Origin of the sequence: Achromobacter spanius (genome assembly GCF_002966795.1) — a bacterium.
GTDB classification, from domain to species: domain Bacteria; phylum Pseudomonadota; class Gammaproteobacteria; order Burkholderiales; family Burkholderiaceae_B; genus Achromobacter; species Achromobacter spanius_D.
In genome coordinates this window covers 3,388,441-3,413,036 of sequence record NZ_CP023270.1, presented here as the reverse complement: position 1 = coordinate 3,413,036, position 24,596 = coordinate 3,388,441, and the positions used below count along the sequence as shown (strand labels likewise).

Here is a 24,596-nt window from a genome sequence, read left to right as displayed (position 1 = left end):
GGCCCGCGAGATGCTCCGTCAGCATGTTTCGTGCCCGCGTGCGCACAAGCAACGCAGGCACAAGAGTTGCTGGCCATTCGAGGTTCTGCGCCGACCCGCGCGATTCAGGAGACGGCCTTGCGCCGGATTGCCCGACCCAACCGCCTGCTACCGGCCCTGGCTGCGATGTTGCTGCTGGGCGCCTGTCAGGACGACAAGCCGTCGCTCTTTCCCGCAGACGGAGCGGGGGGATTGCGCGAACGGGCCGACCCCGATCGAGGCCGCCGACTGATCGCCGAACACGGCTGCACCGCGTGTCATACCGTGCCCGGCGTCAGCGGTCCGGCGTCCCGCGTCGGCCCGCCCTTGGGCAACATGGCGCGGCAGGCGTACGTGGCCGGGCTGCTGCCCAACACCCCTGACAATCTGGTGCGCTGGCTGATGGATCCGCCTGCGGTGAACCCCCGGACGGCCATGCCCGACACCGGGCTGCAACAAGCCGACGCCGAGGATATCGCCGCCTATCTGATGCTGCGCGCCGACCGTAAGGCGAGTGCACCATGAAGCGCTGGAAGCGCACCGCCGCGCTCACGCTTGTTGCTGCCGCCGCCACCGCCGGCGCGGTGGGTGGCGCCGTGGTGTATTTCGGCATGTATGACGTGACCGCCACGTCGCCGCACACCACGCCGGTGCACCATCTGCTTGATGTCGCGTTGACGCGGGCCGTGAAGATGCGGTCGGCCGACATCGTGCCGCCCGAGCTGGACGCGGCCGAACGCATCCAGAACGGCTCGCACCTGTACCGCGCCCACTGCGCCCAATGCCACGGCGGGCCGGGGGTGGCGCCGCAGCCGTACGCGCTGGGGCTGAACCCGGCGCCGGCTGCGCTGGTTGCGACCGCGCGGATGCGGACGGCGGCCGAGATTTTCTGGGTCACACGGCAGGGCATCAAAATGACCGGCATGCCGGCGTGGCAGTATCGGCTGTCCGACGACGAGATCTGGGATGTGGTGGCGTTTCTGCGTGTGTTGCCGGGTCTGTCCGCCGAAGACTATCGGCGCGGCGAAGATGACCAACCGCCCGCCACGCCGCTTGAAAAGGTCCAGCCGGCGGCCCGCGTAGGAGATGCCCGGGCCGGCCGCGATGCGCTGCAGCAATATCTTTGCGTGACCTGCCATGCGATTCCGGGCGTGCCAGGCGCGTGGAACTACGTGGGCCCGGCGCTGGATCAGATGGGTGAGCGGCCGTACATCGCGGGCGTCCTGCCCAATACGCCCGCCAATATGGAGCGCTGGCTGCGCAATCCAACAGACGTCAAACCGGGCACGGCCATGCCCGGCCTGGGCGTCAGCGAACAGGACGCCAAGGATATCGCCGCGTTCCTGCGCACATTGACCGAGGGGCCGTGAACCGCTTGTCTGCGTGACAGGGGGCCGCGTGCAGGAACGGCACTTGCTCGCCTGCTAATCACCTTGGTGCACCGGAGCCTTTCCATGACGCAACCGAAATCCGACAACGCCCGGGATTCCATCCCCGGCCAGCCCGACGTCAACAAAGGCGCTTTGCGCCCGTCCGGCCATGCCACGACGCCGGAGCGCGTGCCTGACGTGGACCACCCGCCGCGCGCACGCAGCCATGATCAGCCGGGCTTCGATCAGGCCGTGGCGCAGGAAGAAGCCGAGGCGCGTAATGGCACGCTGCCTGGCAGCAACGACACGCGTCCCGCGCCGGACCGCGACGAGGAAGAGAAATGATCGTTGAAGTCTTTCAGCGCGCGGATGGCCACTGGGGTTTTCGTGGCATCGCCTTGCTGGGCGTTCAGGAGGACGCGGGCTCTTATCCGACACGCGACGACGCCGCGGCAGCCGCCCGGGTCGCCTATCCGGGCGAGACGGTCTCCGAGGTAGACGCGACGATGGATACCCCGCCTCAACCGCACTCGGATTGAATCCGCGTCAGTACCGCGCGCCTCGCGTCAATATCGCCCGGCGGCCAGCGCGTCGTGCAGATATCCGTCCGCGTCTGGCCGTGCGGTAAGCATGTGCCGCACCCACGCGTCGCGTTCATGCGCGATCACGGCCAGTTCCCATACGCACGCCAGCGCGGGCGCGTTGACCGGTGTAAACGCGTCCGGCCGGGCCAGCGGCGCGGAGAGCATGCGCTGGCACACGATGCCGCCGGAGATCCACCAGTCCACGAGCAGCCACACGGCTTCCTCACCTACGTGCGCAATGCAGTAGCCAAGACCATGGGTGCGCGGACCGACAGCGTGTTCGTTGAGTACGCCGCGCACGGCGGCGCGGACTGACGCGGTGACGGGATTGGACAGGATCGGACCCGCAACGTCCGGGTCGCGGTGGATGCCGTACGCCTTGATCGAATGACCTGCCTCGCGCCACACGCCCAGCGTGGCAATGCGGCGGGGGGAATAAGGTTCGGGAGGAAGCGTCATCTCGTGCGTGGCGGTCGGAAGATTGCGCAATTCTACTGGCGCCCGCGCGACCAGCCCAGCCGCCGCGCGCCCAGCACGATGCCGGTGGCGGACACGGCCAGGCCGCCGAGGCTCAAGAGGATAAGCGCCAGGTCCCGCCCCACACCGGCATTCAGCAGGGCGGGCGTGTCCCAGCTATGCAAAAAGTAGAAGAGCCAGCGTCCGACCCGCTGCGCGCCGGACAGGCTGAGCACCGGTTCGCCGGTGCGCAGATCCACGTAGACGCGGTCGCCGGCCGGGGTGTCGAAATCCAGGCGAAGGACTGGCAGCCCGCGTGGTGCGCCGCCGTTCATCGCTTCGGCGTGGCGCGCGTAGTAGTAGGCATCGTAGTGATCGAGCAACGTCGCTTGAACGGTCGCGCCGGGAAACAGCGCGCGCGCGGCGTCAAGGACTGCTTCAGGCTGCCACGCCGGCTGCACGATCAATGCGCCATCCTCTCGGCGAACAATGCGGCTGCCTGCCATCGCGTCGCGCGCCAGCACGTACGGCTGGCCCGCCATCCGGCGCCATTCGAGCTGAACGGGTTGAAAACCCGCATCGTGCAGCACCTGCAGCACCGGCTGCGGGTCCGCGATCGGCGCGGCGAGTTGCGCGCCCGCCATGGCTTGCCGGTCAGGGCCGGGATCGGAGCCGGCGAATAGCCCGCCCGGATTCATCGACATCAGCCCGCTGAAGATCCAGGTGCAGACAAACGCGCTGAAGGCGAGGCCGATGATGTGGTGCCAGCGCATCCAGCCCTCGCGGTACGGCGTGCGCGCGCCCGTTTTGTAGCGGCCGCGAAAGCGCCATCGCCACACGCCGACGACCGTGCCGCTGACCGCCAGCACGGTGCAGACGGCCGACAGCGCGATCACCATCCAGCTCCAGACCGGATCGACGGACCGGTCGCGCGCCATGTACAGCCAGTGCAGCCACGCGCCGACGTAGTTCCAGCGCTGTTGCGCAATCGGTGCGTCCAGCACGACTTCGCCCGTCGCTGACGACACATACAGCGTGCCTGCGGCGTCTCCCTCCATGCTCACCTTATGCAGCGGGCGATGGCGGTCCAGCCCGCGCGAATGCGTCCAGCGGTCCTCGTCGATCAGGCCCGCATACCGGGCCGCGCCCGCAGGCCAAAAGGCATGCGCCGCGGCCACGGCCATGTCCGCCGTCACCGCGCCATCAGCCTGGCCGGTTCGGGCGGACCAGGCGCGCGGGCCGTCCGGGGTTGGCGCGATGTAGGTCGGCTCGCCGCGCACCGATGTCAGCACGGCAAGTGTGCCGCCGGACTGCGCCGCGGCCAACGGCTTGAAAGCGTCCGCAGCCAGCACGGGCAGGCTGGCGAACCGCTCTTCGGGCGTCAGCTTCGGGTAGCCGACATACAGCATGACGATGCCGCTGAGAAACCACACCAGCATCAGCAGGCAGCCGCCGACCCCCAGCCAGCGATGCGCCAGGTAGGTCAGCCTGCGCAGGCGCGCCTTGACGTCCATGGTCGCGCCCCGCTCAGAAGCGGTGATTCAGCGTCAGCTCGAACCGGCGGCTCGGCCCATACATCCACTGGGTGTTGGTGTAGTAGGCGGTCGTGAAGTACGCGCGGTCGAAGATGTTGAAGCCCCGGGCCGTGATGGCGGTGTCCTTGTTCACATCCCAGCGCAGCGCCAGGTCTGTCGTGGTGTAGGACGGCAGTTCGATGGTGTTGGCGCTGTCCGCATACCGTTTGCCCACATAGCGCATGCCGCCCATTGCGGTCCAGCCCGGCTGGAAGTTCCAGCTCAGCCACAGGTTGGCCAGGCGTTGCGGCACATTGGGCGGGACATTGCCCGCGCGCGACACGGCCGCGCCGCCGACGGACTCGGAGAAGTCGTCGTACTTGGCCCGCAGCACCGTGGCATTGGCGTCGATCGTCCAGCCGGGCGCGACCGCCAGCGACAGCGACGTTTCCAGACCGCGCGACGATTGCTCGCCTACCTGCACCCGAAGGCTGGGATCGTCGGCGTCGCGCGACAGCAGATTGGTCTTGCGGATCTCGTAGGCCGCGAGTGTCCATTCGCCGCGTCCGTCCATGAAGTTCTGCTTCAGGCCGACCTCGATCTGCTTGCCGCGCGACAGCTCGAATGACGCGTTGGACGGGCTGATCATCAAGAGCCCGCTGACCGGATCGGCGGCTTCCGCGTATTGCGCATAGACGGCCAGATCCGGGGTCACGTCATACACGGTGCCGATGCGCCAGCCCACGTCGGAAAACGTCTTGGACAAGGCGCGCTGATCGGTGACCAGGTCGTCGCGCGTGACCTTCGCGTGGTCGTAGCGCAGGCCGCCGATGATGGACCACTTGCTGGTCAGCGCCAGGCGGTCTTCCATGAACAGGGCGAACTGGTCGGCCTTGTTGCGGTAACGCGGAATGAACGGCACGTCGCTCTGGTACTGCCCGTGAGCCGGGTCATACGGATCCACCGATCCCGAACTGCCCGTGTACGTGTTGTTGATGTGCTTGAACGTGGCGTGGTTGACATCGAAACCCACGGACACCGTGTTGTCCAGACCGGCCAGCGAGCCCTTGAAGACGGCGCTCGTCGTCAGCCCGGTCTGGGTCTGGTCATGCGTGATCTGCGTGTTGTCCGATCGGTCGATCAGGCTCGTCGCGGGGTTGTAGACGTAGCGTTCGGCATTGCGCCAATCACGGTCGCTCTGCACGTGGTAAAGGCGCGCGCGCACCGTGGTCGCGTCGTTCGGCGTCCAGACGGTGTCCAGCTGCGTCCACTGGTCGCGAAAGCGCATGAAGCTGTCGGCGACGTTGTAGTTCTGCTTGCGCACGGCGTCGTCCTGCTCGCCGTTGATCATCGGCGTGCCGAAATACCGCATCGGGCGCTGGTAGCCGTAGGCATAGCTCAACGTCATGTTCAGGTCGGGCGTGGCGTCCCAACGCAGCGCGCCGGAGAACGTGGCGTCGCCCGACTGGCCCCGGTCGACATAACCGTCCGTGTAGTTGCCGCTGACGTCCAGGCGATACGACAACGTATCGCTGAGCGCGCCGCCGCTGCCCAGGCCCAGCCGCGCCGTGTCTTGCGTGCCGATGGTTGCCTGCACCTCGTTCTGGATCGGCCCGCGGGTGGGGCGCTTGGGGATCACGTTTACGACGCCGCCGATCGCGCCGTCGCCGTAGATGACGGACGCGGGCCCGCGCAGCACCTCGATGCGCTCGACCGACCACGTGTCGAACGGAAACGTCAGGCCGACGCCGCCGTATTGGCGCAGTCCGTCGTACAGCCGCATGACCGACGTGCTGTCGGTGAAGCCGCGCACCGACAGGGCGCTGTTGCCGTTGCCGGGGTGGGGCGCGGCCGAGAAGCCCGGTGCGCGGGTGATCGCTTCGATCACGCTGGCGTCGCCGCGGGACTCGATCTGCTCTCGCGAAATGATGTCGACGCTGGCGGGCGTCTGCATGGGCGTGAGGCCCAGATTGGAGCCGGTGGAGGCCTCCGTGGTGAGCGCCGTGTCGGCGCCGCCGACCACGGTGATGGGGGCGAGCGTGGCGGGAGCGGTTTGGGCGGCAGCGTTGAAAGCGGCCAGGATCAGCGTCGTGCCGAGGCACGCGTGCGTACGAACGATGGTCAAGATGACCCCTCTTCTTTGTCTTCGACATGATCTGCCGCCGGCATGAAAGGCCGGTCGGCAAAGCGCGGGCGAAGAGGGGATGGCCGAGCAGGCGGCGCCGATGCGCTGGCGCCGTGGTGATGGCCCGTAGTGATGGCTTACGGGGGCTCCCGCTCTTCGCTGCCGTGCGCGGCGTCAGACGCGCGCGCGGCGAATCAGGAAGACAGGGAAGGCGGGGCGCGTGACCCTAGAGGCGGCCCCAGGGCCGGAAGCGGCGGCGTGGCCCGGTAGACGGGGATTTCGGGCGCGGCGTAGGCGGCCCGCGCGGACAGCACGGGCACAAGCCCCGTGTCCGGCAAGATCACGTGCGCGGCGAGGGCGCCAAAAGCGCAGGCCTCACCCGCAACGTGCTTGGAATCCTGCTCTCCCGGCAAGTCGAACGTCACGTTCATCGTGCCGCCGGCTTCGCACAGCGTCAGCATCAGCGAGGTCGTGGATGGCCCCGCCATGTAGCCGGTCGGGATGAAAGCGCGCAGCACAAAAGCGGCCATTGCCAGGCAGACGAGCAAGCGCCAAGGCAGGCCGCGGGGCTGAAACGCAGAGTCCCGGTGAATCGACATGGGCAGGATTCTATTACAGAACCTTACGCATTCGATCCGAATGGAAACGCATGCGGCGTTCGGTCGCAGGGCCCGCGACAGGCACACGACTTGCTGCGATGGGCCGAACGGGCCTTTGCTCCGGCCCGCAACTCACGAGGCGATCCAGTGACCCCACTCATCGAAAATCGGTACGCCCTTACCGTGCGCCCCATGCCTGCGGTGTTCCTTGCCGGGATGTTTCCCTTGTTTCTCGGCGCGGCACTCGCGGATGCTGCCTATGCGCAGACTTTCCACATCCAATGGAACAATTTCGCCTCCTGGCTGTTAGTCGGGGGCCTGCTGTTCGGCGCGATTGCGTTGCTGTTTGCGATCGTGGACCTGTTCCGGGCCACGCAGCGCGCGCGCGGCATCGTGCCCTATGCGGTGGTGCTGCTGGCGGCCTGGCTTGTGGGCCTGTTCAACGCGCTTCTGCACGCCCGCGACGCCTGGGCAAGCATGCCCACCGCACTGATCCTGTCCGCGGTGGGTGCCGTGCTGTCGCTGCTGGCGCTATGGCTGGGTTTTCGCACGCCGCACATCCGGGGGCCGCTATGAAGCATCTACGACTGATTGCCGGGCTGCCGCTGCTGGTGATGGCAGGCGTGTGCAGCGCGCAGGCCGGAGGCCAATACGGACCTTCCCCCGATCTGCCCAAGCCCGAACGCGGCCTGCTGCCCGATATGGTCATCGCCAAGCCTTCCCCGTGGGGCGACAAGGTGCCCACCGTTCCCGAGGGCTACAAGATTTCGGCCATTGCCACCGATCTGAAGATTCCCCGGCAGACGCTCGTGCTGCCCAATGGCGACATCCTGGTGGCCGAAGGCCGCGGCGGCAGTGCGCCCGATCTCAAACCCAAAGACGTGATTGCGGCCGTCATCAAGGCCCGGGGCACCAGCCCGGTCAAGGGCGGCAACCGGCTGACGCTGCTGCGCGACCCGGAAGGCGACGGCACCTACGAGGCTTCGGTTTTTGCTGAAAACCTCAACGCGCCGTACGGTCTGGCGCTGATCGGGAATCAGCTTTACGTCGCCAATCAGGACGCGCTGGTGCGGTTCGAGTACCAACCGGGGCAGACCAAGGCGAGCGGACCGCCCGAAGTCGTCACGCCGCTTCCGGCCGAGATCAACCATCACTGGACGAAGGCGCTGACCGCCAGCGCCGATGGGCAGTATCTGTACGTGGGCATCGGTTCCAACAGCAACATCACCGAACGCGGCATGACGGCTGAAGTTGACCGCGCACGGGTGTGGCGCGTGAATGCCAGCACCGGCGAATACAAGACCTACGCCACGGGACTGCGCAACCCGACCGCGCTCACGATTCAGCCCGACACCGGCCAACTGTGGGCCGTGGTCAACGAACGCGATGAGATCGGTCCCGATCTGGTGCCCGACTATCTGACGACGGTCAAGGAAGGCGCCTTCTACGGCTGGCCCTACAGCTACTGGGGCAAGAACGTGGACGACCGCGTCCGGCCGCAGGATCCGGCCAAGGTCGCGTCGGCCATCGCGCCCGATTACAGCCTGGGCTCGCACGTCGCGGCGCTGGGCGTCGATTTCTCGGACGCTTCCATGGGGGATCGCTTTGCCAACGGCGTCTTCGTCGGCGAGCACGGCAGCTGGAACCGCAAGGATCCGGTTGGCTACAAGGTGGTCTTCGTGCCGTTCACGGACGGCCGGCCATCTGGCCCGCCCGTCGACTTCGTCGCAGGCTTTCGCGACAGCGACGGCACGACGCGCGGCCGGCCGGTGGGCGTGACGGTGGACCCGAAGGGCGCGCTTATTGTCGCGGACGACTTGTCGAACACGATCTGGCGAGTCACCCCCACGCAGCCGGCACAGCCTGCGCAACCGCCCAAGCCGGTCGCTGCGGCGCGGCCCTGACAAACCATACCCAAGGCCTCCCACGCGATGCATCGCATCGCCGGGGGGCCGCGCAACAGGAGCAAACATGGCAACACTTCAAGACGTCAACATCGCCATCCTGGCTGTCGATGGATTCGAGCAGGTCGAGCTCACCGGCCCGCGCCACCGTCTGCATGAGGAGGGCGCGCGCACGGTGCTGGTGTCCGCCCGCACCGACCCGATCCAGGGCTTTCATCACGACAAGCCGGGCGACCGGTTTCCGGTGGACCTTACGTTTCTGCAGGCTGCATCGGAGCCGGATGTCTTTGACGCGTTGCTGCTGCCCGGCGGGGTGGTCAATGCCGATGAAATCCGGATGCAGCCCAAGGCGCAGGCGCTGGTGCGCGCGTGCTTTGACGCGGGCAAGCCGGTCGCGGTCATCTGTCACGGCGCGTGGCTGCTGATTTCTGCTGGCGTGGTCAAGGGACGCAGGATGACCAGTTGGCCGTCGCTGCAGGACGACCTGCGCAATGCAGGCGTTGAGTGGGTGGATGAGGAGGCCGTCGTCGACGGCGTCTTGGTGTCCAGCCGCAAGCCTGACGACATTCCCGCGTTCAATGAGGCGTTTATCGGTGTGCTGCGAAAGGCCGTCGAGGGGCGTGCGCGCGGATAGGCTGGCAGGCGGCAGCTACACAGGGAACATGAATGCGCCCACAGCGGTAAGCGCTACGGGCGTTTCAATGCCACCGTCACCAATACCGACGCGTTCTCCAGCGCAAAAAGCGAATGCGGCGCCCGGCCAGGCAGGTACATCAGACGGCCGGCGTCCAGGATGTGCGTGGCGCCGTCGGTCGAGACCTCCACGCTGCCCTCCAGGCATTGCAGGGTGATCTCTCCCTCGACGTCGTGCGAAGGCATGGTCTTGCCGGCCAGCAGCACCAGGCGCATGACCTCAAGATCCTCGGACTTGAACAGCGCGACCGACTGCTTCTGCGCAAGCGCCGCGCCATAGGGCTTCAGATCGATGACTTGCCCGGGATCCGCGTGTTTCAGGGCCATGATGGACTTCCTTCGCAGGGAGAAGAGGCCCCCACGATACCCCAGGCCGGCGCCGCGCGGCCGATCAGTTGATCTTGATGCCGCGTTCCTTGACCAGTTCCTTCCATTGCGCGGTTTCCTTGGCCAGGTGGTCGCGCAGCGCGTCCGGCGTGCTGCCGATGGGCTCGGCTCCGATCGAATCGAGCGTTGCCTTCACCTTGGGGTCTGCCAGCGCCGAACGCATGGCGTCGTTCAGCTTGGCCACCACGTCCGGCGGCGTGCCCGCGGGCGCGAAGGCGGCGAACCACGGCATCAGCTCATAGCCCGGCACGCCTGCTTCCTGCAGGGTCGGCACGTCGGGCAGGGCGGCCGAGCGCTTGGTGGTCGTGACGCCCAGCGCGCGCAGCTTGCCGCTGGCAATGTGCGGCTTGGCGGACGTGATGCTGTCGAACATGTAGTCGACCTGTCCGCCCAACAGGTCGGCGACGGCCGGGCCGCTGCCCTTGTACGGCACGTGCAACATGTCGACGCCCGTCATCGACACGAACATCTCGCCGGCCAGATGGATCGACGTGCCGACGCCGGCCGAGGCGTACGTGTAGTGCTTGGGCTGCGCCTTCGCCTTGGCGATCACGTCCTGCACGCTGGTCGCGCCGGTGCGTGCCGGATTGGTGACCAGCACGTTCGGCACCACGGCCAACAATGAGATCGGCGCGAAATCCTTGATGGGGTCGTAGTTCAGGTCCTGGTACAGCGCGGGATTGACGGCCATGCCGTTGGCGACGATCAGGATGGTGTAGCCGTCCGGCTTGGCGCGCGCCACGGCCGCCGCGCCGATATTGCCGCCCGCGCCCGCGCGGTTCTCCACGATGAACGACGTGTGGAGCTGCTTGCCCAGCGATTCGCCCAGTGTGCGCGCGATGCTGTCCATCGCGCCGCCGGGCGGGAAGGGCACGATCCACTTCACCGGGTGGTCGGGATAGGCATCGGCATGCGCCGCCGCCGCGCCCGCCAATAGCGACGCGGCCAGCATGGCGCGGGCGAAGGGTTTGAATACAGAACGCATGGAAGTCTCCGTGATTTTTTGACATTGGCGGCGGTGCGGATCCGATTCATACTCTGGCCGACCGCGCCTGAACGATGGAGGCAGTATCGCTTGCCTTTTTTCAAGGCGTCCAAGACTATATGGGTTTCAATTCATACCTTCAGGGTCTTAATCGTCATGGAGCTCAGGCACTTGCGCTATTTCCAGGCCGTGGCCGAGGCCGGCAGTTTCACGCAGGCGGCCGCGCGGCTGCATATCGCGCAGCCGCCGCTCAGCCGCCAGATCAAGCAGCTGGAGGAAGAACTGGGCGTGCTGCTGTTCGAGCGCACCACGCGCGCGCTACGCCTGACCGAGGCGGGCCGCTTTCTGCTGGAGCAATCGCGTCTGTTGACCGCGCGGCTGGACGAAGTGCTGGAAGGCACGCGCCGGTTGGGCCAGACGGAGCGGCGCTGGTTCGGCATTGGCTTTGTGCCGTCCACGCTGTACGGCTTCGTGCCGGAGCTGATCCGGCTGCTGCGCAGCGCGGACGATCGCGTTGAAGTGGGCCTGATGGAAATGAACACCTTGCCGCAGCTCGAAGCGCTGAAGGCGGGCCGCATCGACCTGGGCATCGGCCGCATCCTGCTGGACGACCCGGCCATCGAGCGCCGCGTGCTCATGACCGAACCCTTGTTGGCCGCCGTGCCGCTGCATCACCCGCTGGCGGGCCAGGGCAGCGTCTCGGTCGACCGGCTGGCGCGCGAGCCCTTCGTCCTGTATCCGGCGCGGCCGCGGCCCAACTACGCGGATCACGTGCTGGGCCTCTTTCGCGCGGCCGGCCATTCGCTGCAAGTGGCGCAAGAGGCCAACGAATTGCAAACGGCCATCGGCCTGGTCGCGGCGGGACTGGGCGTCACGGTGGTGCCCGCGTCCGTGCAACGCCTGCAACGCCAGGACGTCGCCCACGTGCGGATCGAAGCCGACGCGTTTGTGTCGCCCGTGATCGTCAGCTACCGCAAGGACGATGCGTCGGTATTCCTGGCGCGGGCGCTGGAGCTGGCGGGGGAACTCGCAAAGGAATAGGGACGGCGGCGCCCGGGGGCGCCACACGCGTTATCGTCCGGCCGCAGGCGAATACGCGCCCACCAATTCGATGATCCAGTCGATGAACGCGCGCAGTTTGGCGCTGACGTGGCGATTGGGCGGGAACGCCACGTACATGGGCATCGGATCCATCCGCCAGTCTTCAAAGACTGGCACCAATTCGCCTTGTGCAAGATGCGGCGCGGACATGTAATCCGGCAGCCACATCACGCCCATGCCTGCCAGGCCGGCCGCCAGGTACGCATTGCCGTCGTCCACGGCCAGCACATAGCGGCCATGCACGTTGACGACTTCGTTGCCGCGGCGCATGGCGTAAGGCAGCGCGCGGCCCGTGCGTTGCCAAAGGAAACCGACGATGCGATGGTGCGTGTCCTCAAGCTCGCGCGGGTGCGCGGGCTTGCCGGCCAGTTTCAGGTAGGAAGGCGCGGCATACACGCCCAACCGCAGGTCGCCGACGCGGCGGGCCATCAAGGATTGGTCAGTCAGCTCACCGCCGCGCACCACGCAGTCGACGTTTTCGCCGATCAGGTCGACGATGCGGTCGCTGACGCCCATGTCCAGCTGGATGTCGGGATAGCGCGCGTGGAAGGCCGGCAACGCGGGCACCAGCACCATGCGCGCCAGCGGACTGGGCACGTCCACGCGCAGGCGGCCGCGCGGCGCTTCAGCGGCGCTGGACAGGCTGGTCTCGGCGTCGTCCATGTCGGCCAGCAGCTTGATCACGCGCTCGTAGTACGCCGCGCCGTCGGCCGTGACATTGACCTTGCGCGTGGTGCGGTTCAACAGACGGACGCGCAGCCGCGCTTCGAGCTGCTGCACCAGTTGCGTGACGCTGGTCTTGCTCATGTGCAGGGTTTCGGCGGCCTTGGTGAAGCTGCCGGTCTCCACCACGCGCGCAAACGCGGTCATTGCGTCAAATCGGTCCATGGCTGCTCCGGATGGGGTCGGGATTGTTTGGATTCTACAAATAGTGATGGATGAAGTTGGCCGTTTATCCGCGCGGCGGGCGCTTTTACAGTTTGCCTATGTCAACGCGGGCGGTCTGAAGCCCCATCTTTTGGAGAATCCCATGAACAACCGTGACGTCGTCTTTCCTCCTCATCGCCACGCGCTGTACGAGCGCAACCGTTACTCGCCGGCCGTGCGTTCCAACGGCTTTTTGTTCGTGTCCGGCCAGGTCGGCAGCCGCGACGACGGCTCGCCGGAGCCCGATCTGCGTCAGCAGGTGCGCCTGGCATTCCAGAATCTGAACGCCATTCTGCACGCGGCTGGCGCGTCGTTCGACGACGTGGTCGACGTGACCGTCTTCATGGTGGATCCGCAGTCGCAGTTCGAGACCATGTGGGAAGTGGTGCCCGAGTTCTGGGGCGAGGCGCCGTATCCGAACATCACGGCGGTGGGCGTGACCTGGCTCTATGGTTTCCAGTTCGAGATCAAGGTCATTGTCAAACTGCCGGAGAGCGCGGCGGCATGAACGGACGGCAGGCCGGCGGCCGGATCGTGGGCCGGATCATGACGGGCCGATGACGCGCTCATGACCGGCGGAATACGACGACCTTGCTGGTCAGTTTTTGCAGCGCTTCGTCCCGCTGGTTCGACGTGACCGATTCCACCACCACGATGGCGCGGTCGGGTTTGGAACGGGACGGCGTGATGCTCAGCACCGTGCTCGTCACCTTGACCACGTCGTCGGGACGGGTGGGCTGCGGCCAGATCACTTCAGCGCCGGCGCCGATCACGCCGCGCGCCACGGGAAAGCTTTCGACCAGCAGCTTCATGGTCAGCGCCGCCGTATGCCAGCCGCTGGCCGCCAGGCCCTGGAACAGCGTGTCGCGCGCCGCGTCCGGATCCAGGTGAAAGGGCTGCGGGTCGAATTGCGAGGCAAAGGCGATGATCTGCGCCGCGTCCAGGGTGTGGGACTTGCTGACGAAGACGTCTCCGACGGTCAGGTCTTCAAGATAGATCAGCGGCGGCTTGCGGGTATCGGTCATGGGGGGCTCCGGCGGGCATCTGACTGGTTGGGCATTATGGGCGCGCGCCCGCCACTCCCGCAATGCCGGGGGGCGATGACCGACGCCAAAATCGGGTCCATAATCGGCATGTCCCGTTTTATGGATGTCGCACCATGGCTGAAACCCCCACGTCGTCGCAAGAGATCCGTCCACTGGAGATCGGCGACATCACGGTCATCGACAACACCAAGCTCAAGAAGGCCGTGACGGCCGCGGCGCTTGGCAATGCGATGGAATGGTTTGACTTCGGCGTCTATGGCTTTGTTGCCTTCGCGCTGGGCAAGGTGTTCTTTCCCGACGCCTCGCCCGCCGTGCAGACCATCGCCGCGCTGGGCACATTTTCCGTGCCATTCCTTGTGCGGCCGCTGGGCGGCGTGTTCTTCGGCGTCATGGGCGACCGCTTCGGGCGCCAGAAGGTGCTGTCGCTCACCATCATCATCATGGCCATCAGCACGTTCTGCATCGGCCTCATTCCCGCGTACGCCACCATCGGCATCTGGGCGCCCATTCTGCTGCTGGCGTGCAAACTGGCGCAGGGCTTTTCCGTGGGCGGCGAATACACCGGCGCGGCCGTGTTCGTGGCCGAGTACGCGCCCGACAGGCAGCGCGGCTTTTTGGGAAGCTGGCTGGACTTTGGCTCGATCGCCGGATTCGTCGTGGGCGCGGGCATGGTCGTGCTCCTGCAGACCATGCTGGGCGAGCAGACGTTCCTTGACTGGGGCTGGCGCATTCCGTTCTTCGTGGCCGGACCGCTGGGCCTGTTGGGCTTGTATCTGCGCCATGCCGCTGAGGAAACGCCGGCCTTCACGCAGCAGCTTGAACGGATGGAAAAGGAAGACCGCGACGCTGTGCAGGAAAGGCCGACGGTGTCGTTCCGCGAGATCTTCAGCAAGTATCGCCGCGCGTTGCTGGTCAGCATCGGCATGGTGCTGGTGACCAACGTCACCTACTACATGCTGCTCACCTACATGCCCACGTATCTGTCGGGCAGCCTGGGCTATACCGAAGGGCATGGCGTGCTCATCATCGTCGTCGTGATGGTGGGCATGCTGTTCGTGCAGCCGGTGGTGGGATTCATCAGCGACAAGATCGGCCGCAAGCCTTTCCTGCTGGCCGGCAGCCTGGGCCTGCTGGTCACGGCGATGCCCTCGTTCTTTCTTATTGCCAGTGACAATACGGCGCTGATCTTTCTGGGGCTGCTGCTGATCGCCATCTTCCTGAACTGCCTGATCGGGATCATGGCGGCCACGCTGCCCGCGCTGTTTCCCACGCGCATCCGCTACAGCGCGCTGGCCAGCTCGTTCAATGTGGCCATCATCTTTGCCGGTCTGACGCCCACGGTGGCTGCGTGGCTGGTGGAAGAGACCGAGAACCTGATGATGCCCGCGTACTACCTGATGGTGGCGTCGGTCATAGGACTCATCACGTCGTTCTTCCTGCCCGAGACGGCCAACCGGCCGCTGCGCGGCGAAACGCCCACGGCCTCCAGCCGCAAGGAGGCAAAGGTGTTGCTGCAGCAAGCCTACGAACACATCGAGCAGAGCGTCCAGGACGTCGATGCCGAAATCGCGGCGCTCGAAGAAAAACTCGATGCGCTGCGGGCGCGCCGCCAGCGGCTGGCCGACAGTCATCCGGATATTGAATAAAGGAGCGGGACATGAGCGTGCCATTCAAGCAAGTGGATGTATTCACCAGCGAACCCTATCGCGGCAATCCCGTCGCGGTGGTGCTGCAAGGGCAGGGGTTGACCGACGAGCAGATGCGGCGCATCGCCAACTGGACGAATCTGTCGGAGACCACCTTCGTGCTGCCGCCCACGCAGCCCGGCGCCGATTACCTGGTGCGCATCTTCACGCCGCAGGCCGAGCTGCCCTTTGCAGGGCATCCCACGCTGGGCACCGCCCATGCGCTGCTCGAAGCCGGCATGGTCGCGCCGCGCGGCGGCAAGCTCGTGCAGGAATGCGCGGCGGGCCTGATCGATCTGTCGGTCACGGACGCGGCCGGCGGCAGCCCGCTCATTGCCTTCACTTTGCCGGAACCCAGCCTGGCCGAGCTTGGCGCGGATCTCGTCGACGAAATGGAAGCAATACTGGGCTCGGCGGTGATGCACGATCCGGCCCCCAAGCTGGTCAACGTGGGCCCGGTGTGGACGATCGCACAATTGCCCAGCGCGCAGGCGGTGCTGACGCTGCGGCCGGACTTTGCGCGCATGGCCGACTTCGACCGCCGCAACAACGCCGCCGGCATCGTCGTGTACGGCGCGTATGGCGAAGGCGCGGAAGCCGCCATCGAGGTCCGGGCGTTTGCGCCCAGCCTGGGCGCCAACGAAGACCCGGTCTGCGGCAGCGGCAATGGCTCGGTTGCGGCGTTCATCCGCGACGCGGGACAAGTGACGCAGTTCGGAACGGACTACCTCAGCACGCAGGGCGCCGTGGTCGGGCGGTCGGGCAGGCTGAGCATCTCGTTCGATGCGAGCGGCGCCATTCGCGTGGGCGGGCAATCCGTGACCTGCATCGACGGGCGCATCGCGATTTGAAACGGGGCCGGCATGACCGCGATGCGTGCCCGGTTTTCTGCGGGCGCAGCGTGGTCTATGCTTGAACGTCGCGCATTGCAGCACTGTTTGAGCGCATCACTTTCCTGCCAAGGAGGAGCAAGATGGCCAGCAAAAACACCGTTTGCCTGTGGTACGACGGCGACGCCCTGGAAGCGGCGACCTTTTATGCCAAGACGTTCCCGGACAGCAAGGTGGGCACGGTACACCGCGCGCCCGGCGACTATCCCTCGGGCCAGCAGGGCGACATCCTGATGGTCGACTTCACGGTCATGGGCATCCCCTGCGTCGGGCTCAATGGCGGCGACGCCTTCCAGCACAACGAATCGTTTTCCTTTCAGGTCGCGACCGACGATCAGGCCGAGACCGACCGCCTGTGGGACGCGATCGTGTCGAATGGCGGCCAGGAGAGCGATTGCGGCTGGTGCAAGGATAAATGGGGACTGTCCTGGCAGATCACGCCCAGGGCGCTGCTGGCCGCGGTCACGGACCTGGACCAAGCCGCTGCCAGGCGCGCGTTCGAGGCCATGATGACGATGCAGAAGATCGACATCGCAACCATCGAGGCAGCGCGGCGGGGGTGATGTCTCGGCTTGCGAACGCCGCCTGACGGGCGCGCAAGTTCCAGCGATCGGAAGTGAGACGGTATGGGGCCAGATCAGCAAATGATCTGTCCATGGGACAAAATTTCGGGGCCGGATGGCGCGCGGTTGGGCGCCGCCCGGCGTGACGCAAAAGCACATCCGGAAAAGGTGAAATGACACGTTTTCACCGTAAAATCCCGCAGCCGCCGCGAGTTTTCGGCGAAATCTCCTGACTTTCGAGATGTACGTCGATCTTCTCACTCTGTACCTTCTGGCAGTCGGAACACTGCTTGTCAGCGCCGGCCTCATGTTCTGGGAACAGCGGGCCAACCCCACACGCAGCAAGGAATTACGCATCCTGGCTTCAGGCTTCGCCACGCTTGCCCTCGGCTGCGCGGCGGCCTTGTACCGTCGCGACCTGCCCGGCGTCAGCGGCGCGGCCCTCAGCAACCTCGTCATCCTCGGCGGCTATCTGCTTGTGCTCAATGGCGTCGCCGCATTGAGCGGACGGCGCTACGTGCGCACGTCGCTCTGCGTGCTGATCGGCATGGGGCTGACCTGGGTGATCGGCGGCGTGCGTTGGCTGGACGTGATGTGGACGTATGTGAGCTCGGTGCCGATTGCGCTGGTCAGCGGACTGACGGCCTGGGAGGTGTACCGCTGCCAGGCGCTCAAGCCGCGGCGCTCGCGCTACATTGTCATGGCCGTTGCCGGGGTGCATACGGCCCTTTATGCCAGCCGGGCGTTCATCCTGCCCTGGTTCGCCTCTCAACCCGTCCTGGCGCTGGCCGGCAAGCTCACCATCTACGAGGGTGTGCTGTATTCCGTGGTGCTGCCGATGACGCTGCTCAAGCTCATCCGCGACGAAACGCACCGCCAGCTGCTGCTGGAATCGCAGACCGACTATCTGACCCGCCTGGGCAACCGGCGCTGGTTCTTCGAGCAGGGCGCGCGCATCCTGAACGGCAAGGAAGGGCGCGGGTCGGTGTCGGTGCTGGCGTTCGACCTGGATCACTTCAAGTCCGTGAATGACCGCTACGGGCACGCGGCGGGCGATCAGGTACTCAAGTCCTTCGCCGAAACCGCGCGCGAGGTGCTGGGCCACGACACCATACTTGCGCGCATCGGGGGCGAGGAATTCGCCGCGCTGCTCTGGGGCGACGATGCGAAGGGCGCCCACACGTTGGGCAAGGCGATGGCCGAGCGCTTTGCCGTGACCGTCTCGAACCGTATGGACAACATCGGCATTGCCGCGACGGTCAGCATCGGGCTGGCGCGTTTCGACGGCGACACGCCCACCATCATGGACGCGCTGGCCATTGCGGACCAGGCGCTCTACCGCGCCAAATCGCTCGGCGGCAACCGGCTGGAAGTGGCCGGGGCAAAGGTGCCGGCCGCGGCTTGATTGGCGGCATTCGGCGACCTGTCGCTGTTCCGATGGCGGGTGTGCTTACTGCTGCGCGGCGTATTGCTTGCGCGTGGCGTCGTACGCATAGATGACGGCATCGCCAGGGCCCAGCTTGCGGGTCTTGCCGGGACCCGAGATCGTGTTGCCCGTGAACTGCACCGTCACGCGCGGCAGGTCGTCGGTAGCGGTGCCGCTGAAGACCAGTTCGCCTTCGCTGCGCGTACACGGCATGACGTCGCCATCCGCACAGGCCGGCCCGTTGTCCTCGCCTGCGATCACGCTGCCCACGTAGGCCCATACATTGCCCGTTTCGTCCTGGCGCTTTTCCGGGGGCGTGAAGACGAGCAGCGTGTAGCCGCTGATCGTGATGCCGTTCTCGAAGGTCTCGGTGGGCACTGCCAGCATCAACTTGCCCGATGCCGTGCGGTACTCCAGCGGCTTGCGCTGGGTGTCGACTTCCGGCGGCCTTTCGTACGCGCCGAACTCGCCGATGGTCGCCTCCATGCCACGGAACTTCCACGGGCTTTCCGGGGCGGCCGGGTCGCGGATGAAGGTGGCTTCGGCTAGATTCACGGTCGTCATGGGGCCGACATCGTCCTCGCCCGGCTTGCCGTAGCGTTCCGCGGTTTCCCAGATGAAGCCGGTGTAGTAGGGCGTGCCTTCCAGTTCGAACGCATGTCCGAACCAGTAGGTGGCGATGCTGCCGTTGGCGACGTTGGCGGACGGTTCGCCCTTGCTGTCCACTTGATGGATGGCGTAGATGACCGCCGCGGCGTCGGGCGGCGCAACGCGGGCAGCGGTGCCGGCGGCAGGCGCGGCCACGTTGACTGAAGGCGTGGCGGGGGCAGGGGTTGCGGCGGCCGGCGCTCCGGCGGTCGGTGCTGCGGTAGCCGGCGCTGCCTTTTCCTGCGCGGCGTTGCCCGGCGTCGGGCTCATCGCCGCAAACGCGGCCGTGATCGCCGTCACCAGCAACGCGGCGGCCGCTGCGTTGCCCGTCCGCAAACCTTTTCCTTCTGACTTGCGTGTAGACGCCATGTCCTTCTTCTCTCTCTGTCGCGATGTGCAGCCATCGGCGGTTGCGGCCGGCGCGCGCCCGTGCTGGGGGCGCTTACCTGCGCCGCAAGACGGGCTGCATGGGGATTTCGGGTGCCAAATCGTTGGCGGCCTCGACCATAGAAGGGGGGCGCAAAGGGTGTCAAGACAAGTGTGGCCGGGGCGGCGGCCGTGTAACGAAGCCGTCATGGCCCGGTTCGCGGCGACGTCTACCACATCACCCGAAAATCCCGCATTTTTCTGGAATGTCCGTTGCAAGACAGTGCAAAACGGCGCTTTACGCCCTGTTACCTTGGCAATATTCGGGGTTACGGGCGAGGTCTTGCGTTGCCCGCTTGAGAAGCAAAGCAAAAAGGACGCGATCCGGGCTCCATCGGACCGCGTCCCTGAACACGCAAAGGACTGCGGCCGCGCCGCGTCCCTTTGCATGCATGGCGAATATCACTCCGCCTCGATCTTTGCCTCCTTCACCACCTTGCCCCACTTGTCCAGGTCCGACTGGATCACCGCCGCGTATTCCTGCGGCGTGCCGCCCTGAACTTCGATGCCCGCGGCTTCCAGCTTGGCGCGCACGGCCGGCTGCTTGAGGACCGCGTTGATCTCGGCGTTGAGCTTGGCGACGATCTCCTTGGGCGTGCCTGCTGGCGCCAGGAAGCCGCCGTTGGTGTTGGCGTCGTAGCCCTTCAGGCCTTGCTCCTGCGCGGTCGGCACGTCGGGCAGGGCCTTGGTGCGATTGGCGGTCGAGACCGCGACGGCGCGCACGTTGCCGGCCTTGACCTGTTCCTGCATCGCGCTCAGCGTGTCGATGTACAGCACCGTGCGGCCGGCCAGCAGGTCGGGGTGCGCGGCGGACGAGCCCTTGTACGGAATCAGCAGCATGGGCGCGCCGCTGACCATGCGGAACATCTCGGCGGCCATCTCCTGCGCGCTGCCGCGGCCGGACGTGGCGACCTTGGCATCGTCGGGATGCGCCTTCATCCAGTCCACCAGTTCCGGCAGCGTCTTGGGCGGGATCTTCGGATAGACCGAGAACACCAGCGGGATTTCATGGGTGTAGACGATGGGCTCGAAGCTCTTTTGCGGATCCCAGCCCAGGTTCTTGAACAGGTACTTGTTGATGTTGTGGCTGCCGCCCACGATGCCGATCGTGTAGCCGTCGGGTTTGGCGTTGGCGAGCAGCGCGGTGCCCAGGTTGTTGGAGGCGCCCGGCCGGTTGTCGACGATGACGGGCTGGCCCAGCGACTGCGAGAGCTTTTCGCCAACGACGCGCGCAATCATGTCGATGCCGCCGCCCGGCGGGGCGGGCACGATGATGCTGATGGGACGGGTGGGGTAGTTCTGCGCCGCGGCCAGGCCGGGCACGGCGGCAAGGGCTGCCGAAAAGGCCAGGGTCTTGGCCAGCGTGGTGAAGGTCATGCTTGTCTCCTCGGGGTGGTCAACTTCAGTCAACTCTGTGAGGCGCCCCGGGTGTGCTGCAGCCCGGGGCGCGGGTAAGGCCTCAGCCGCGCCCGGCGAAGGGCATGGCGCTGGCCATGACGGTCATGGTCAGGACGTTGGCGTCCAGGGGCAGCGACGCCATGTGGCGCACGGCTTTCGCGACGTGGACAGCGTCCATCATGGGTTCCGGCGCCACCGTGCCATTGGCCTGCAGCACGCCGCGCGTCATGCGCTCGGACAGCTCCGTCATCGCGTTGCCGATGTCGATCTGCCCGGCCACGATGTTGTAGGCGCGGCCGTCCAGCGCCAGCGACTTGGTCAGGCCGGTCACGGCGTGCTTGCTGGCGGTGTAGGGCGCGGTAAAGGGGCGCGGCGTGTGCGCGGAAATGGAACCGTTGTTGATGATGCGGCCGCCCTGCGGCGTCTGGCGGCGCATCAGCCCGAAGGCGGCGCGCGCGCACAGATAGACGCCCGTCACATTGGTGTTGATGGCGTTGAACCACTTTTCCAGCGGCAGTTCGTCCATGGGTACCGCGGGCGCGTTGACGCCAGCATTGTTGAACAGCAGGTCCAGCCGGCCGAAGCGGCTTTCGATGGTGTTGAACAGCGCTTCGACGCTTTCCGGGCGGGTGACGTCGGTGGGCACGGCCAGCGCGGTCTGGCCTCGCGCGGTGGCCTCGGCTTGCAGGGACTGCAAGGGGTCGGCGCGGCGGCCGGCCAGCACGACGGTCCAGCCGTCGTTCAGCAGGGTGATGGCGGTGACGCGGCCGACGCCGCTGCCGGCGCCGGTGACCAGGGCAATTTTCTGGGTGGTGCTGTCGTTCAAGGGATGGCTCCTCGGGCGGATTGGATGGCGATTGATGTGGAAAGAAGGCGGAGCACGACGTCAGGCGTCGGGTCGGGCGGAAACGGTCATGGTGAAGTCCCCGATGCCGGCCACGCCCGCACTGACCACATCGCCCGGCGTCAACGGGCCGACGCCCGCGGGCGTGCCGGTGTAGACGAGATCGCCGGGCGCCAGCGCCACGGATCGCGACAGCATCGCCACCAGCGCGGGCACCGGCCACAGCAGGCCGGACACGTCGGCGCGCTGGCGGTCTTCTCCATTGACGGACAGCCACAGCGCGCCTTCGCGCGGATGGCCGCACGCGTCAGCAGGCACGATGGCGGTGCACGGCGCGGATTGATCGAAGGCCTTGGCGGGTTCCCACGGACCGCCCGCGCGCTTGGCCTGCTGCTGCAGATCGCGCCGGGTCATGTCCAGCCCCGCGGCGTAACCCCAGATATGCCGGGCCTCGACGTCAGCGGCCGCGATGTTCTTGCCGCCGCGGCCAATCGCCACGACCAGCTCGATCTCATGGCAATAGTCCGCCGTGTCCGCGGGATAGGGCAACGAGCCGCTGGCCGGGAACACGGCGCTTGCCGGCTTCATGAACCACGCCGGCATCTCGGTCGGACGCGGCTCGTCGGGCAGCCAGCGATAGTTGCGGCCGATGCAAAACACGCGCGCGACCGGAAAGCGAGCCTTGCTGCCGGCGATGGGCAACGTGATCGGCGCGAGGGCAGGGAAGGCAAGGTCTGTCATGGCGGTCGTCAAGGTGCGCCTGGCGGCTCAGGTCGTCAGGCTCATCGACGGACGCTCGCCGGCCAGGGCCTGCGAAATGCTGTCCAGCACCATTTGGCCCATCGCCGCGCGCGTCTCCCAGGTTGCGCTGGCGCGGTGCGCCTGCAGCGTTGTGCGTTCCGACTGGCGCAGTGCTTGCGGCACGCGGGGCTCGTCGACAAAGACGTCCAGCCCCGCGCCCGCGATGCGGCCGGCGACCAGCGCTTCGGTCAGATCGGCCTCGTTGACCAGCCGGCCGCGCGCGACGTTGACCAGGAAACCCTCCGGACCCAGCGCGTCCAGCACGGCGGCATTGACGATGCCTTCGGCCTTGTCGGCGGCGGCGCACAGCACCAGTGCGTCCGAGGCGCGCGCCAGTGCGATCAGGTCGGGCACGAATTCATGCGGCACGTCGTCCATGGCGCGCAGGTCGGTGTAGCGGATCTGGCAGCCAAAGGCCGCCGCCCGCGTGGCGACGGCGCGGCCGACGCGGCCCATGCCCACGATGCCCACGCGCATGCCGCTGAAGCGGCGCGCCAGCGGGATGGCGCTGGGCGAGGGGAACTGCTCCCACAGGCCTTCCCGCACGAAGCGATCGCCCGCGCAGATATTGCGGCAGGCGGCGATCAGCAGGCCGATCGCCAGGTCGGCGACGTCCTCGGTCAATGCGCCCAGCGTGGCCGTCACCGGCAGGCCGCGGCCGCGGCAGTAGGCCAGGTCGACCGCGTCGGTGCCCACGCCATTGACCGCCACCACCTTCACGCCGGGAAGCTGTTCCAGCATCTCGCGCGAGATGCCGGTGTGGCCGCCGGTGATGACGGCCTGGATGTGAGCGCCGTGCTCGCGCAGCCAGGCCGTTTGATCGGAGATCTCGAAGAACTTGTGCACCTGGTACAGCGAGGCAAGCTCGTCATTGACCGCCGGGATCAGGATGGGGTTGAGTTGCAGGACCTGAGGCTTCATGTCGGTTCGGCTCTGGTGGGGGGACCGGCTGGGGGTCCGCGTTGAACATTGATTCCATGGTATTTAATGATTGATTTGTAAAGCAATATTGATCTATAAAATCAACATATAAACTTTGCTACAGAAGATCATGGGTACCTGGATTTCGATGGCCGAAGCGTGCAGCCAGCTTGGGGTGCGCCCGCAGACCATCTACGCCTACGTCAGCCGCGGCAAGCTGGAGGTCATGCCGGACCCGGCCGACACCCGCCGCAGCCTTTATCGCGCCGAAGACGTTGCGGGACTGGCCAAGCGCAAGCAGGCCGGCCGCAAGCACGAAACCCTGGCCACCAACACGCTGTTCGGCGCCGAGCCCAGCATCCCCACCGCAATCTCCACCTTTCACCGTCAACGTCTGTACTACCGCGGCCAGGATGCGGTCACGCTGGCGGGTTCGGCCAGCCTGGAAGACGCCGCGCAACTGCTATGGAGCTCGGACCAGCAGGCAGATTTTTCCTGCACGGCGCGTGTGGCATCGCCGGGCCGCGTGGCCGCCTTCACGTCGCTGGCGGCGTTGGCCGCCACGGGGCACTCCACGCACGGCCGCATGACGCGCGTCCTGCACACCGAATGCCAGAGCCTCGTCGGCCAACTGGCCAACGCGTTTGGCGCGCAGCCCGGCAAGCGGCCGCTGCATCTGCGGTTTGCGCAAGCCTGGAAACTATCGCCTCAGGCCGCCGAGTTGCTGCGTACCGCCATGGTTCTTCTGGTCGACCACGAACTGACCAGCTCCGCGTTTGCCGCGCGCATTGCGGCCTCTACCGGCGCATCGTTGCCGGCGTGCCTGCTGTCAGGTCTGACCACCTTGTCCGGACCGTTGCACGGCGACGCTTCCGGCCGCGTCAAAGCGCTGTTCGATGACGTGGCGCGTCAGGGCGAAGATCAGGTGATTGCGCACTACCTGTCCACGGGCCTGCCGCTGGCGGGCTTCGGCCATCATCTGTATCCCGATGGCGATCCGCGCGCGGCGGCGCTGTTGGCCCAATTCGAGCCGGCCGAGGTCATCACGCGCTTCATCGACAAGGCCACGCAACTGACCGGCCTGCATCCCAACATCGACGTGGCGCTGGCCGCGTTGGCGGCGCACTGCGGGCTGCCGGACGACGCCGCGTTCGGGCTGTTTGCCACGGCGCGCAGCATTGGCCTGCTGGCGCATTGCCTGGAGCAGCTCAGCGTCGCGCAGGTCATCCGGCCGCGCGGACGATATGTGGGCGTGGTGCCGCAGGCCGCCTAGCGCGGCAATCTT

At 66.6% G+C, this 24,596-nt stretch carries 27 protein-coding genes; 14 read left to right on the top strand and 13 right to left on the bottom strand.

Annotation, left to right across the window (positions count from 1 at the left end; genetic code table 11):
• The first annotated feature begins 117 nt into the window (after positions 1 to 117).
• The 4 genes from CLM73_RS15315 to CLM73_RS15300 all read left to right on the top strand — a co-directional run bounded on the left by CLM73_RS15315 (position 118) and on the right by CLM73_RS15300 (position 1,927).
• On the top strand, positions 118 to 543 hold the full coding sequence (locus tag CLM73_RS15315) for a c-type cytochrome (protein WP_105239154.1): 426 nt from the start codon (positions 118 to 120) through the stop codon (positions 541 to 543).
• Positions 540 to 1,388 (top strand): c-type cytochrome, encoded by an 849-nt coding sequence (locus CLM73_RS15310; RefSeq protein ID WP_105239153.1) that lies wholly within the window; start codon positions 540 to 542, stop codon positions 1,386 to 1,388. Before CLM73_RS15315 ends, CLM73_RS15310 begins: the two co-directional genes overlap by 4 nt.
• Before the next feature lie 84 nt (positions 1,389 to 1,472).
• Positions 1,473 to 1,733: a hypothetical protein gene (locus tag CLM73_RS15305; RefSeq protein ID WP_105239152.1), complete on the top strand. Its 261-nt coding sequence runs from the start codon at positions 1,473 to 1,475 to the stop codon at positions 1,731 to 1,733.
• Positions 1,730 to 1,927, top strand: coding sequence for a hypothetical protein (locus CLM73_RS15300; RefSeq protein ID WP_105239151.1), 198 nt, complete (start codon positions 1,730 to 1,732; stop codon positions 1,925 to 1,927). Before CLM73_RS15305 ends, CLM73_RS15300 begins: the two co-directional genes overlap by 4 nt.
• Positions 1,928 to 1,954: 27 nt before the next feature.
• Here the strand turns inward: CLM73_RS15300 and CLM73_RS15295 are convergent, their stop codons facing one another.
• The 4 genes from CLM73_RS15295 to CLM73_RS15280 all read right to left on the bottom strand — a co-directional run bounded on the left by CLM73_RS15295 (position 1,955) and on the right by CLM73_RS15280 (position 6,666).
• Positions 1,955 to 2,431, bottom strand: a complete 477-nt coding sequence (locus tag CLM73_RS15295; protein WP_105241549.1) for a hypothetical protein — start codon at positions 2,429 to 2,431, stop codon at positions 1,955 to 1,957.
• 32 nt (positions 2,432 to 2,463) lie between these two features.
• Positions 2,464 to 3,942 (bottom strand): PepSY domain-containing protein, encoded by a 1,479-nt coding sequence (locus CLM73_RS15290; RefSeq protein ID WP_105239150.1) that lies wholly within the window; start codon positions 3,940 to 3,942, stop codon positions 2,464 to 2,466.
• A 13-nt stretch (positions 3,943 to 3,955) separates the two neighbouring features.
• Positions 3,956 to 6,067, bottom strand: coding sequence for a TonB-dependent receptor (locus CLM73_RS15285; protein WP_105239149.1), 2,112 nt, complete (start codon positions 6,065 to 6,067; stop codon positions 3,956 to 3,958).
• A 194-nt stretch (positions 6,068 to 6,261) separates the two neighbouring features.
• Positions 6,262 to 6,666, bottom strand: coding sequence for a DUF2946 family protein (locus tag CLM73_RS15280; RefSeq protein WP_105239148.1), 405 nt, complete (start codon positions 6,664 to 6,666; stop codon positions 6,262 to 6,264).
• Positions 6,667 to 6,813: 147 nt separating this feature from the next.
• On the opposite strand from CLM73_RS15280, the gene CLM73_RS15275 reads away from it, so the two are divergent.
• From CLM73_RS15275 to CLM73_RS15265, 3 genes are all read left to right on the top strand, one after another.
• On the top strand, positions 6,814 to 7,242 hold the full coding sequence (locus CLM73_RS15275; protein WP_105239147.1) for a DUF2231 domain-containing protein: 429 nt from the start codon (positions 6,814 to 6,816) through the stop codon (positions 7,240 to 7,242).
• A gap of 38 nt (positions 7,243 to 7,280) precedes the next feature.
• Complete coding sequence (locus tag CLM73_RS15270; protein WP_418904953.1) at positions 7,281 to 8,570, top strand: PQQ-dependent sugar dehydrogenase; 1,290 nt, start codon at positions 7,281 to 7,283, stop codon at positions 8,568 to 8,570.
• Positions 8,571 to 8,637: 67 nt separating this feature from the next.
• Positions 8,638 to 9,204, top strand: coding sequence for a type 1 glutamine amidotransferase domain-containing protein (locus CLM73_RS15265; protein ID WP_105239145.1), 567 nt, complete (start codon positions 8,638 to 8,640; stop codon positions 9,202 to 9,204).
• A gap of 53 nt (positions 9,205 to 9,257) precedes the next feature.
• On the opposite strand, the gene CLM73_RS15260 is transcribed toward CLM73_RS15265, so the two are convergent.
• Both CLM73_RS15260 and CLM73_RS15255 read right to left on the bottom strand, forming a co-directional pair.
• Positions 9,258 to 9,590, bottom strand: a complete 333-nt coding sequence (locus CLM73_RS15260; RefSeq protein ID WP_105239144.1) for a cupin domain-containing protein — start codon at positions 9,588 to 9,590, stop codon at positions 9,258 to 9,260.
• A 64-nt stretch (positions 9,591 to 9,654) separates the two neighbouring features.
• Entirely contained in the window at positions 9,655 to 10,635 is a 981-nt protein-coding gene (locus CLM73_RS15255; RefSeq protein ID WP_105239143.1) for a tripartite tricarboxylate transporter substrate binding protein, read from the bottom strand.
• A 156-nt stretch (positions 10,636 to 10,791) separates the two neighbouring features.
• Between CLM73_RS15255 and CLM73_RS15250 the strand changes: the two genes are divergently transcribed.
• Positions 10,792 to 11,676, top strand: coding sequence for a LysR family transcriptional regulator (locus tag CLM73_RS15250; RefSeq protein ID WP_105239142.1), 885 nt, complete (start codon positions 10,792 to 10,794; stop codon positions 11,674 to 11,676).
• A gap of 30 nt (positions 11,677 to 11,706) precedes the next feature.
• Here CLM73_RS15250 and CLM73_RS15245 read toward each other — a convergent pair whose 3' ends face one another.
• The gene (locus CLM73_RS15245; protein WP_105239141.1) at positions 11,707 to 12,624 is read right to left on the bottom strand and encodes a LysR family transcriptional regulator; all 918 of its coding nucleotides are present in this window, start codon (positions 12,622 to 12,624) and stop codon (positions 11,707 to 11,709) included.
• A gap of 142 nt (positions 12,625 to 12,766) precedes the next feature.
• Between CLM73_RS15245 and CLM73_RS15240 the strand changes: the two genes are divergently transcribed.
• Positions 12,767 to 13,171, top strand: coding sequence for a RidA family protein (locus CLM73_RS15240; RefSeq protein WP_105239140.1), 405 nt, complete (start codon positions 12,767 to 12,769; stop codon positions 13,169 to 13,171).
• 58 nt (positions 13,172 to 13,229) lie between these two features.
• On the opposite strand, the gene CLM73_RS15235 is transcribed toward CLM73_RS15240, so the two are convergent.
• Positions 13,230 to 13,688, bottom strand: coding sequence for a MaoC family dehydratase (locus CLM73_RS15235; RefSeq protein WP_105239139.1), 459 nt, complete (start codon positions 13,686 to 13,688; stop codon positions 13,230 to 13,232).
• A gap of 134 nt (positions 13,689 to 13,822) precedes the next feature.
• Between CLM73_RS15235 and proP the strand changes: the two genes are divergently transcribed.
• From proP to CLM73_RS15215, 4 genes are all read left to right on the top strand, one after another.
• On the top strand, positions 13,823 to 15,355 hold the full coding sequence (gene proP / locus CLM73_RS15230; protein WP_105239138.1) for a glycine betaine/L-proline transporter ProP: 1,533 nt from the start codon (positions 13,823 to 13,825) through the stop codon (positions 15,353 to 15,355).
• Positions 15,356 to 15,366: 11 nt separating this feature from the next.
• Positions 15,367 to 16,245 carry a PhzF family phenazine biosynthesis protein gene (locus CLM73_RS15225; protein ID WP_105239137.1) on the top strand — a complete coding sequence of 293 codons (879 nt, stop codon included), beginning with the start codon at positions 15,367 to 15,369 and terminating at the stop codon, positions 16,243 to 16,245.
• 122 nt (positions 16,246 to 16,367) lie between these two features.
• Positions 16,368 to 16,847 (top strand): VOC family protein, encoded by a 480-nt coding sequence (locus CLM73_RS15220; protein ID WP_105239136.1) that lies wholly within the window; start codon positions 16,368 to 16,370, stop codon positions 16,845 to 16,847.
• Between the two features lie 241 nt (positions 16,848 to 17,088).
• The gene (locus tag CLM73_RS15215) at positions 17,089 to 18,252 is read left to right on the top strand and encodes a sensor domain-containing diguanylate cyclase (RefSeq protein WP_105239135.1); all 1,164 of its coding nucleotides are present in this window, start codon (positions 17,089 to 17,091) and stop codon (positions 18,250 to 18,252) included.
• Between the two features lie 45 nt (positions 18,253 to 18,297).
• On the opposite strand, the gene CLM73_RS15210 is transcribed toward CLM73_RS15215, so the two are convergent.
• From CLM73_RS15210 to CLM73_RS15190, 5 genes are all read right to left on the bottom strand, one after another.
• Positions 18,298 to 19,191 carry a hypothetical protein gene (locus tag CLM73_RS15210; RefSeq protein WP_199778336.1) on the bottom strand — a complete coding sequence of 298 codons (894 nt, stop codon included), beginning with the start codon at positions 19,189 to 19,191 and terminating at the stop codon, positions 18,298 to 18,300.
• A gap of 558 nt (positions 19,192 to 19,749) precedes the next feature.
• Positions 19,750 to 20,724 carry a Bug family tripartite tricarboxylate transporter substrate binding protein gene (locus CLM73_RS15205; protein ID WP_105239134.1) on the bottom strand — a complete coding sequence of 325 codons (975 nt, stop codon included), beginning with the start codon at positions 20,722 to 20,724 and terminating at the stop codon, positions 19,750 to 19,752.
• An 82-nt stretch (positions 20,725 to 20,806) separates the two neighbouring features.
• Complete coding sequence (locus tag CLM73_RS15200; RefSeq protein WP_105239133.1) at positions 20,807 to 21,571, bottom strand: SDR family oxidoreductase; 765 nt, start codon at positions 21,569 to 21,571, stop codon at positions 20,807 to 20,809.
• A gap of 60 nt (positions 21,572 to 21,631) precedes the next feature.
• A complete protein-coding gene (locus CLM73_RS15195) occupies positions 21,632 to 22,330 on the bottom strand; it encodes a fumarylacetoacetate hydrolase family protein (RefSeq protein ID WP_105241547.1) in 699 nt (232 codons plus the stop codon).
• Positions 22,331 to 22,357: 27 nt separating this feature from the next.
• A complete protein-coding gene (locus tag CLM73_RS15190) occupies positions 22,358 to 23,311 on the bottom strand; it encodes a 2-hydroxyacid dehydrogenase (RefSeq protein WP_105239132.1) in 954 nt (317 codons plus the stop codon).
• 130 nt (positions 23,312 to 23,441) lie between these two features.
• Between CLM73_RS15190 and CLM73_RS15185 the strand changes: the two genes are divergently transcribed.
• Positions 23,442 to 24,584: a citrate/2-methylcitrate synthase gene (locus CLM73_RS15185; protein ID WP_105239131.1), complete on the top strand. Its 1,143-nt coding sequence runs from the start codon at positions 23,442 to 23,444 to the stop codon at positions 24,582 to 24,584.
• Positions 24,585 to 24,596: the final 12 nt, after the last annotated feature.

Excerpts from the sequence above, each read along its gene's own strand:
- CLM73_RS15310 (WP_105239153.1), top strand. The coding sequence starts at position 540 with ATGAAGCGCTGGAAGCGCACCGCCGCGCTCACGCTTGTTGCTGCCGCC.
- CLM73_RS15305 (WP_105239152.1), top strand. The coding sequence starts at position 1,473 with ATGACGCAACCGAAATCCGACAACGCCCGGGATTCCATCCCCGGCCAG.
- CLM73_RS15300 (WP_105239151.1), top strand. The coding sequence starts at position 1,730 with ATGATCGTTGAAGTCTTTCAGCGCGCGGATGGCCACTGGGGTTTTCGT.
- CLM73_RS15295 (WP_105241549.1), bottom strand. The coding sequence starts at position 2,431 with ATGACGCTTCCTCCCGAACCTTATTCCCCCCGCCGCATTGCCACGCTG.
- CLM73_RS15290 (WP_105239150.1), bottom strand. The coding sequence starts at position 3,942 with ATGGACGTCAAGGCGCGCCTGCGCAGGCTGACCTACCTGGCGCATCGC.
- CLM73_RS15280 (WP_105239148.1), bottom strand. The coding sequence starts at position 6,666 with ATGTCGATTCACCGGGACTCTGCGTTTCAGCCCCGCGGCCTGCCTTGG.
- CLM73_RS15270 (WP_418904953.1), top strand. The coding sequence starts at position 7,281 with ATGGCAGGCGTGTGCAGCGCGCAGGCCGGAGGCCAATACGGACCTTCC.
- CLM73_RS15265 (WP_105239145.1), top strand. The coding sequence starts at position 8,638 with ATGGCAACACTTCAAGACGTCAACATCGCCATCCTGGCTGTCGATGGA.
- CLM73_RS15260 (WP_105239144.1), bottom strand. The coding sequence starts at position 9,590 with ATGGCCCTGAAACACGCGGATCCCGGGCAAGTCATCGATCTGAAGCCC.
- CLM73_RS15255 (WP_105239143.1), bottom strand. The coding sequence starts at position 10,635 with ATGCGTTCTGTATTCAAACCCTTCGCCCGCGCCATGCTGGCCGCGTCG.
- CLM73_RS15250 (WP_105239142.1), top strand. The coding sequence starts at position 10,792 with ATGGAGCTCAGGCACTTGCGCTATTTCCAGGCCGTGGCCGAGGCCGGC.
- CLM73_RS15245 (WP_105239141.1), bottom strand. The coding sequence starts at position 12,624 with ATGGACCGATTTGACGCAATGACCGCGTTTGCGCGCGTGGTGGAGACC.
- CLM73_RS15240 (WP_105239140.1), top strand. The coding sequence starts at position 12,767 with ATGAACAACCGTGACGTCGTCTTTCCTCCTCATCGCCACGCGCTGTAC.
- CLM73_RS15235 (WP_105239139.1), bottom strand. The coding sequence starts at position 13,688 with ATGACCGATACCCGCAAGCCGCCGCTGATCTATCTTGAAGACCTGACC.
- proP (WP_105239138.1), top strand. The coding sequence starts at position 13,823 with ATGGCTGAAACCCCCACGTCGTCGCAAGAGATCCGTCCACTGGAGATC.
- CLM73_RS15225 (WP_105239137.1), top strand. The coding sequence starts at position 15,367 with ATGAGCGTGCCATTCAAGCAAGTGGATGTATTCACCAGCGAACCCTAT.
- CLM73_RS15220 (WP_105239136.1), top strand. The coding sequence starts at position 16,368 with ATGGCCAGCAAAAACACCGTTTGCCTGTGGTACGACGGCGACGCCCTG.
- CLM73_RS15215 (WP_105239135.1), top strand. The coding sequence starts at position 17,089 with ATGTACGTCGATCTTCTCACTCTGTACCTTCTGGCAGTCGGAACACTG.
- CLM73_RS15210 (WP_199778336.1), bottom strand. The coding sequence starts at position 19,191 with ATGAGCCCGACGCCGGGCAACGCCGCGCAGGAAAAGGCAGCGCCGGCT.
- CLM73_RS15205 (WP_105239134.1), bottom strand. The coding sequence starts at position 20,724 with ATGACCTTCACCACGCTGGCCAAGACCCTGGCCTTTTCGGCAGCCCTT.
- CLM73_RS15195 (WP_105241547.1), bottom strand. The coding sequence starts at position 22,330 with ATGACAGACCTTGCCTTCCCTGCCCTCGCGCCGATCACGTTGCCCATC.
- CLM73_RS15190 (WP_105239132.1), bottom strand. The coding sequence starts at position 23,311 with ATGAAGCCTCAGGTCCTGCAACTCAACCCCATCCTGATCCCGGCGGTC.
- CLM73_RS15185 (WP_105239131.1), top strand. The coding sequence starts at position 23,442 with ATGGGTACCTGGATTTCGATGGCCGAAGCGTGCAGCCAGCTTGGGGTG.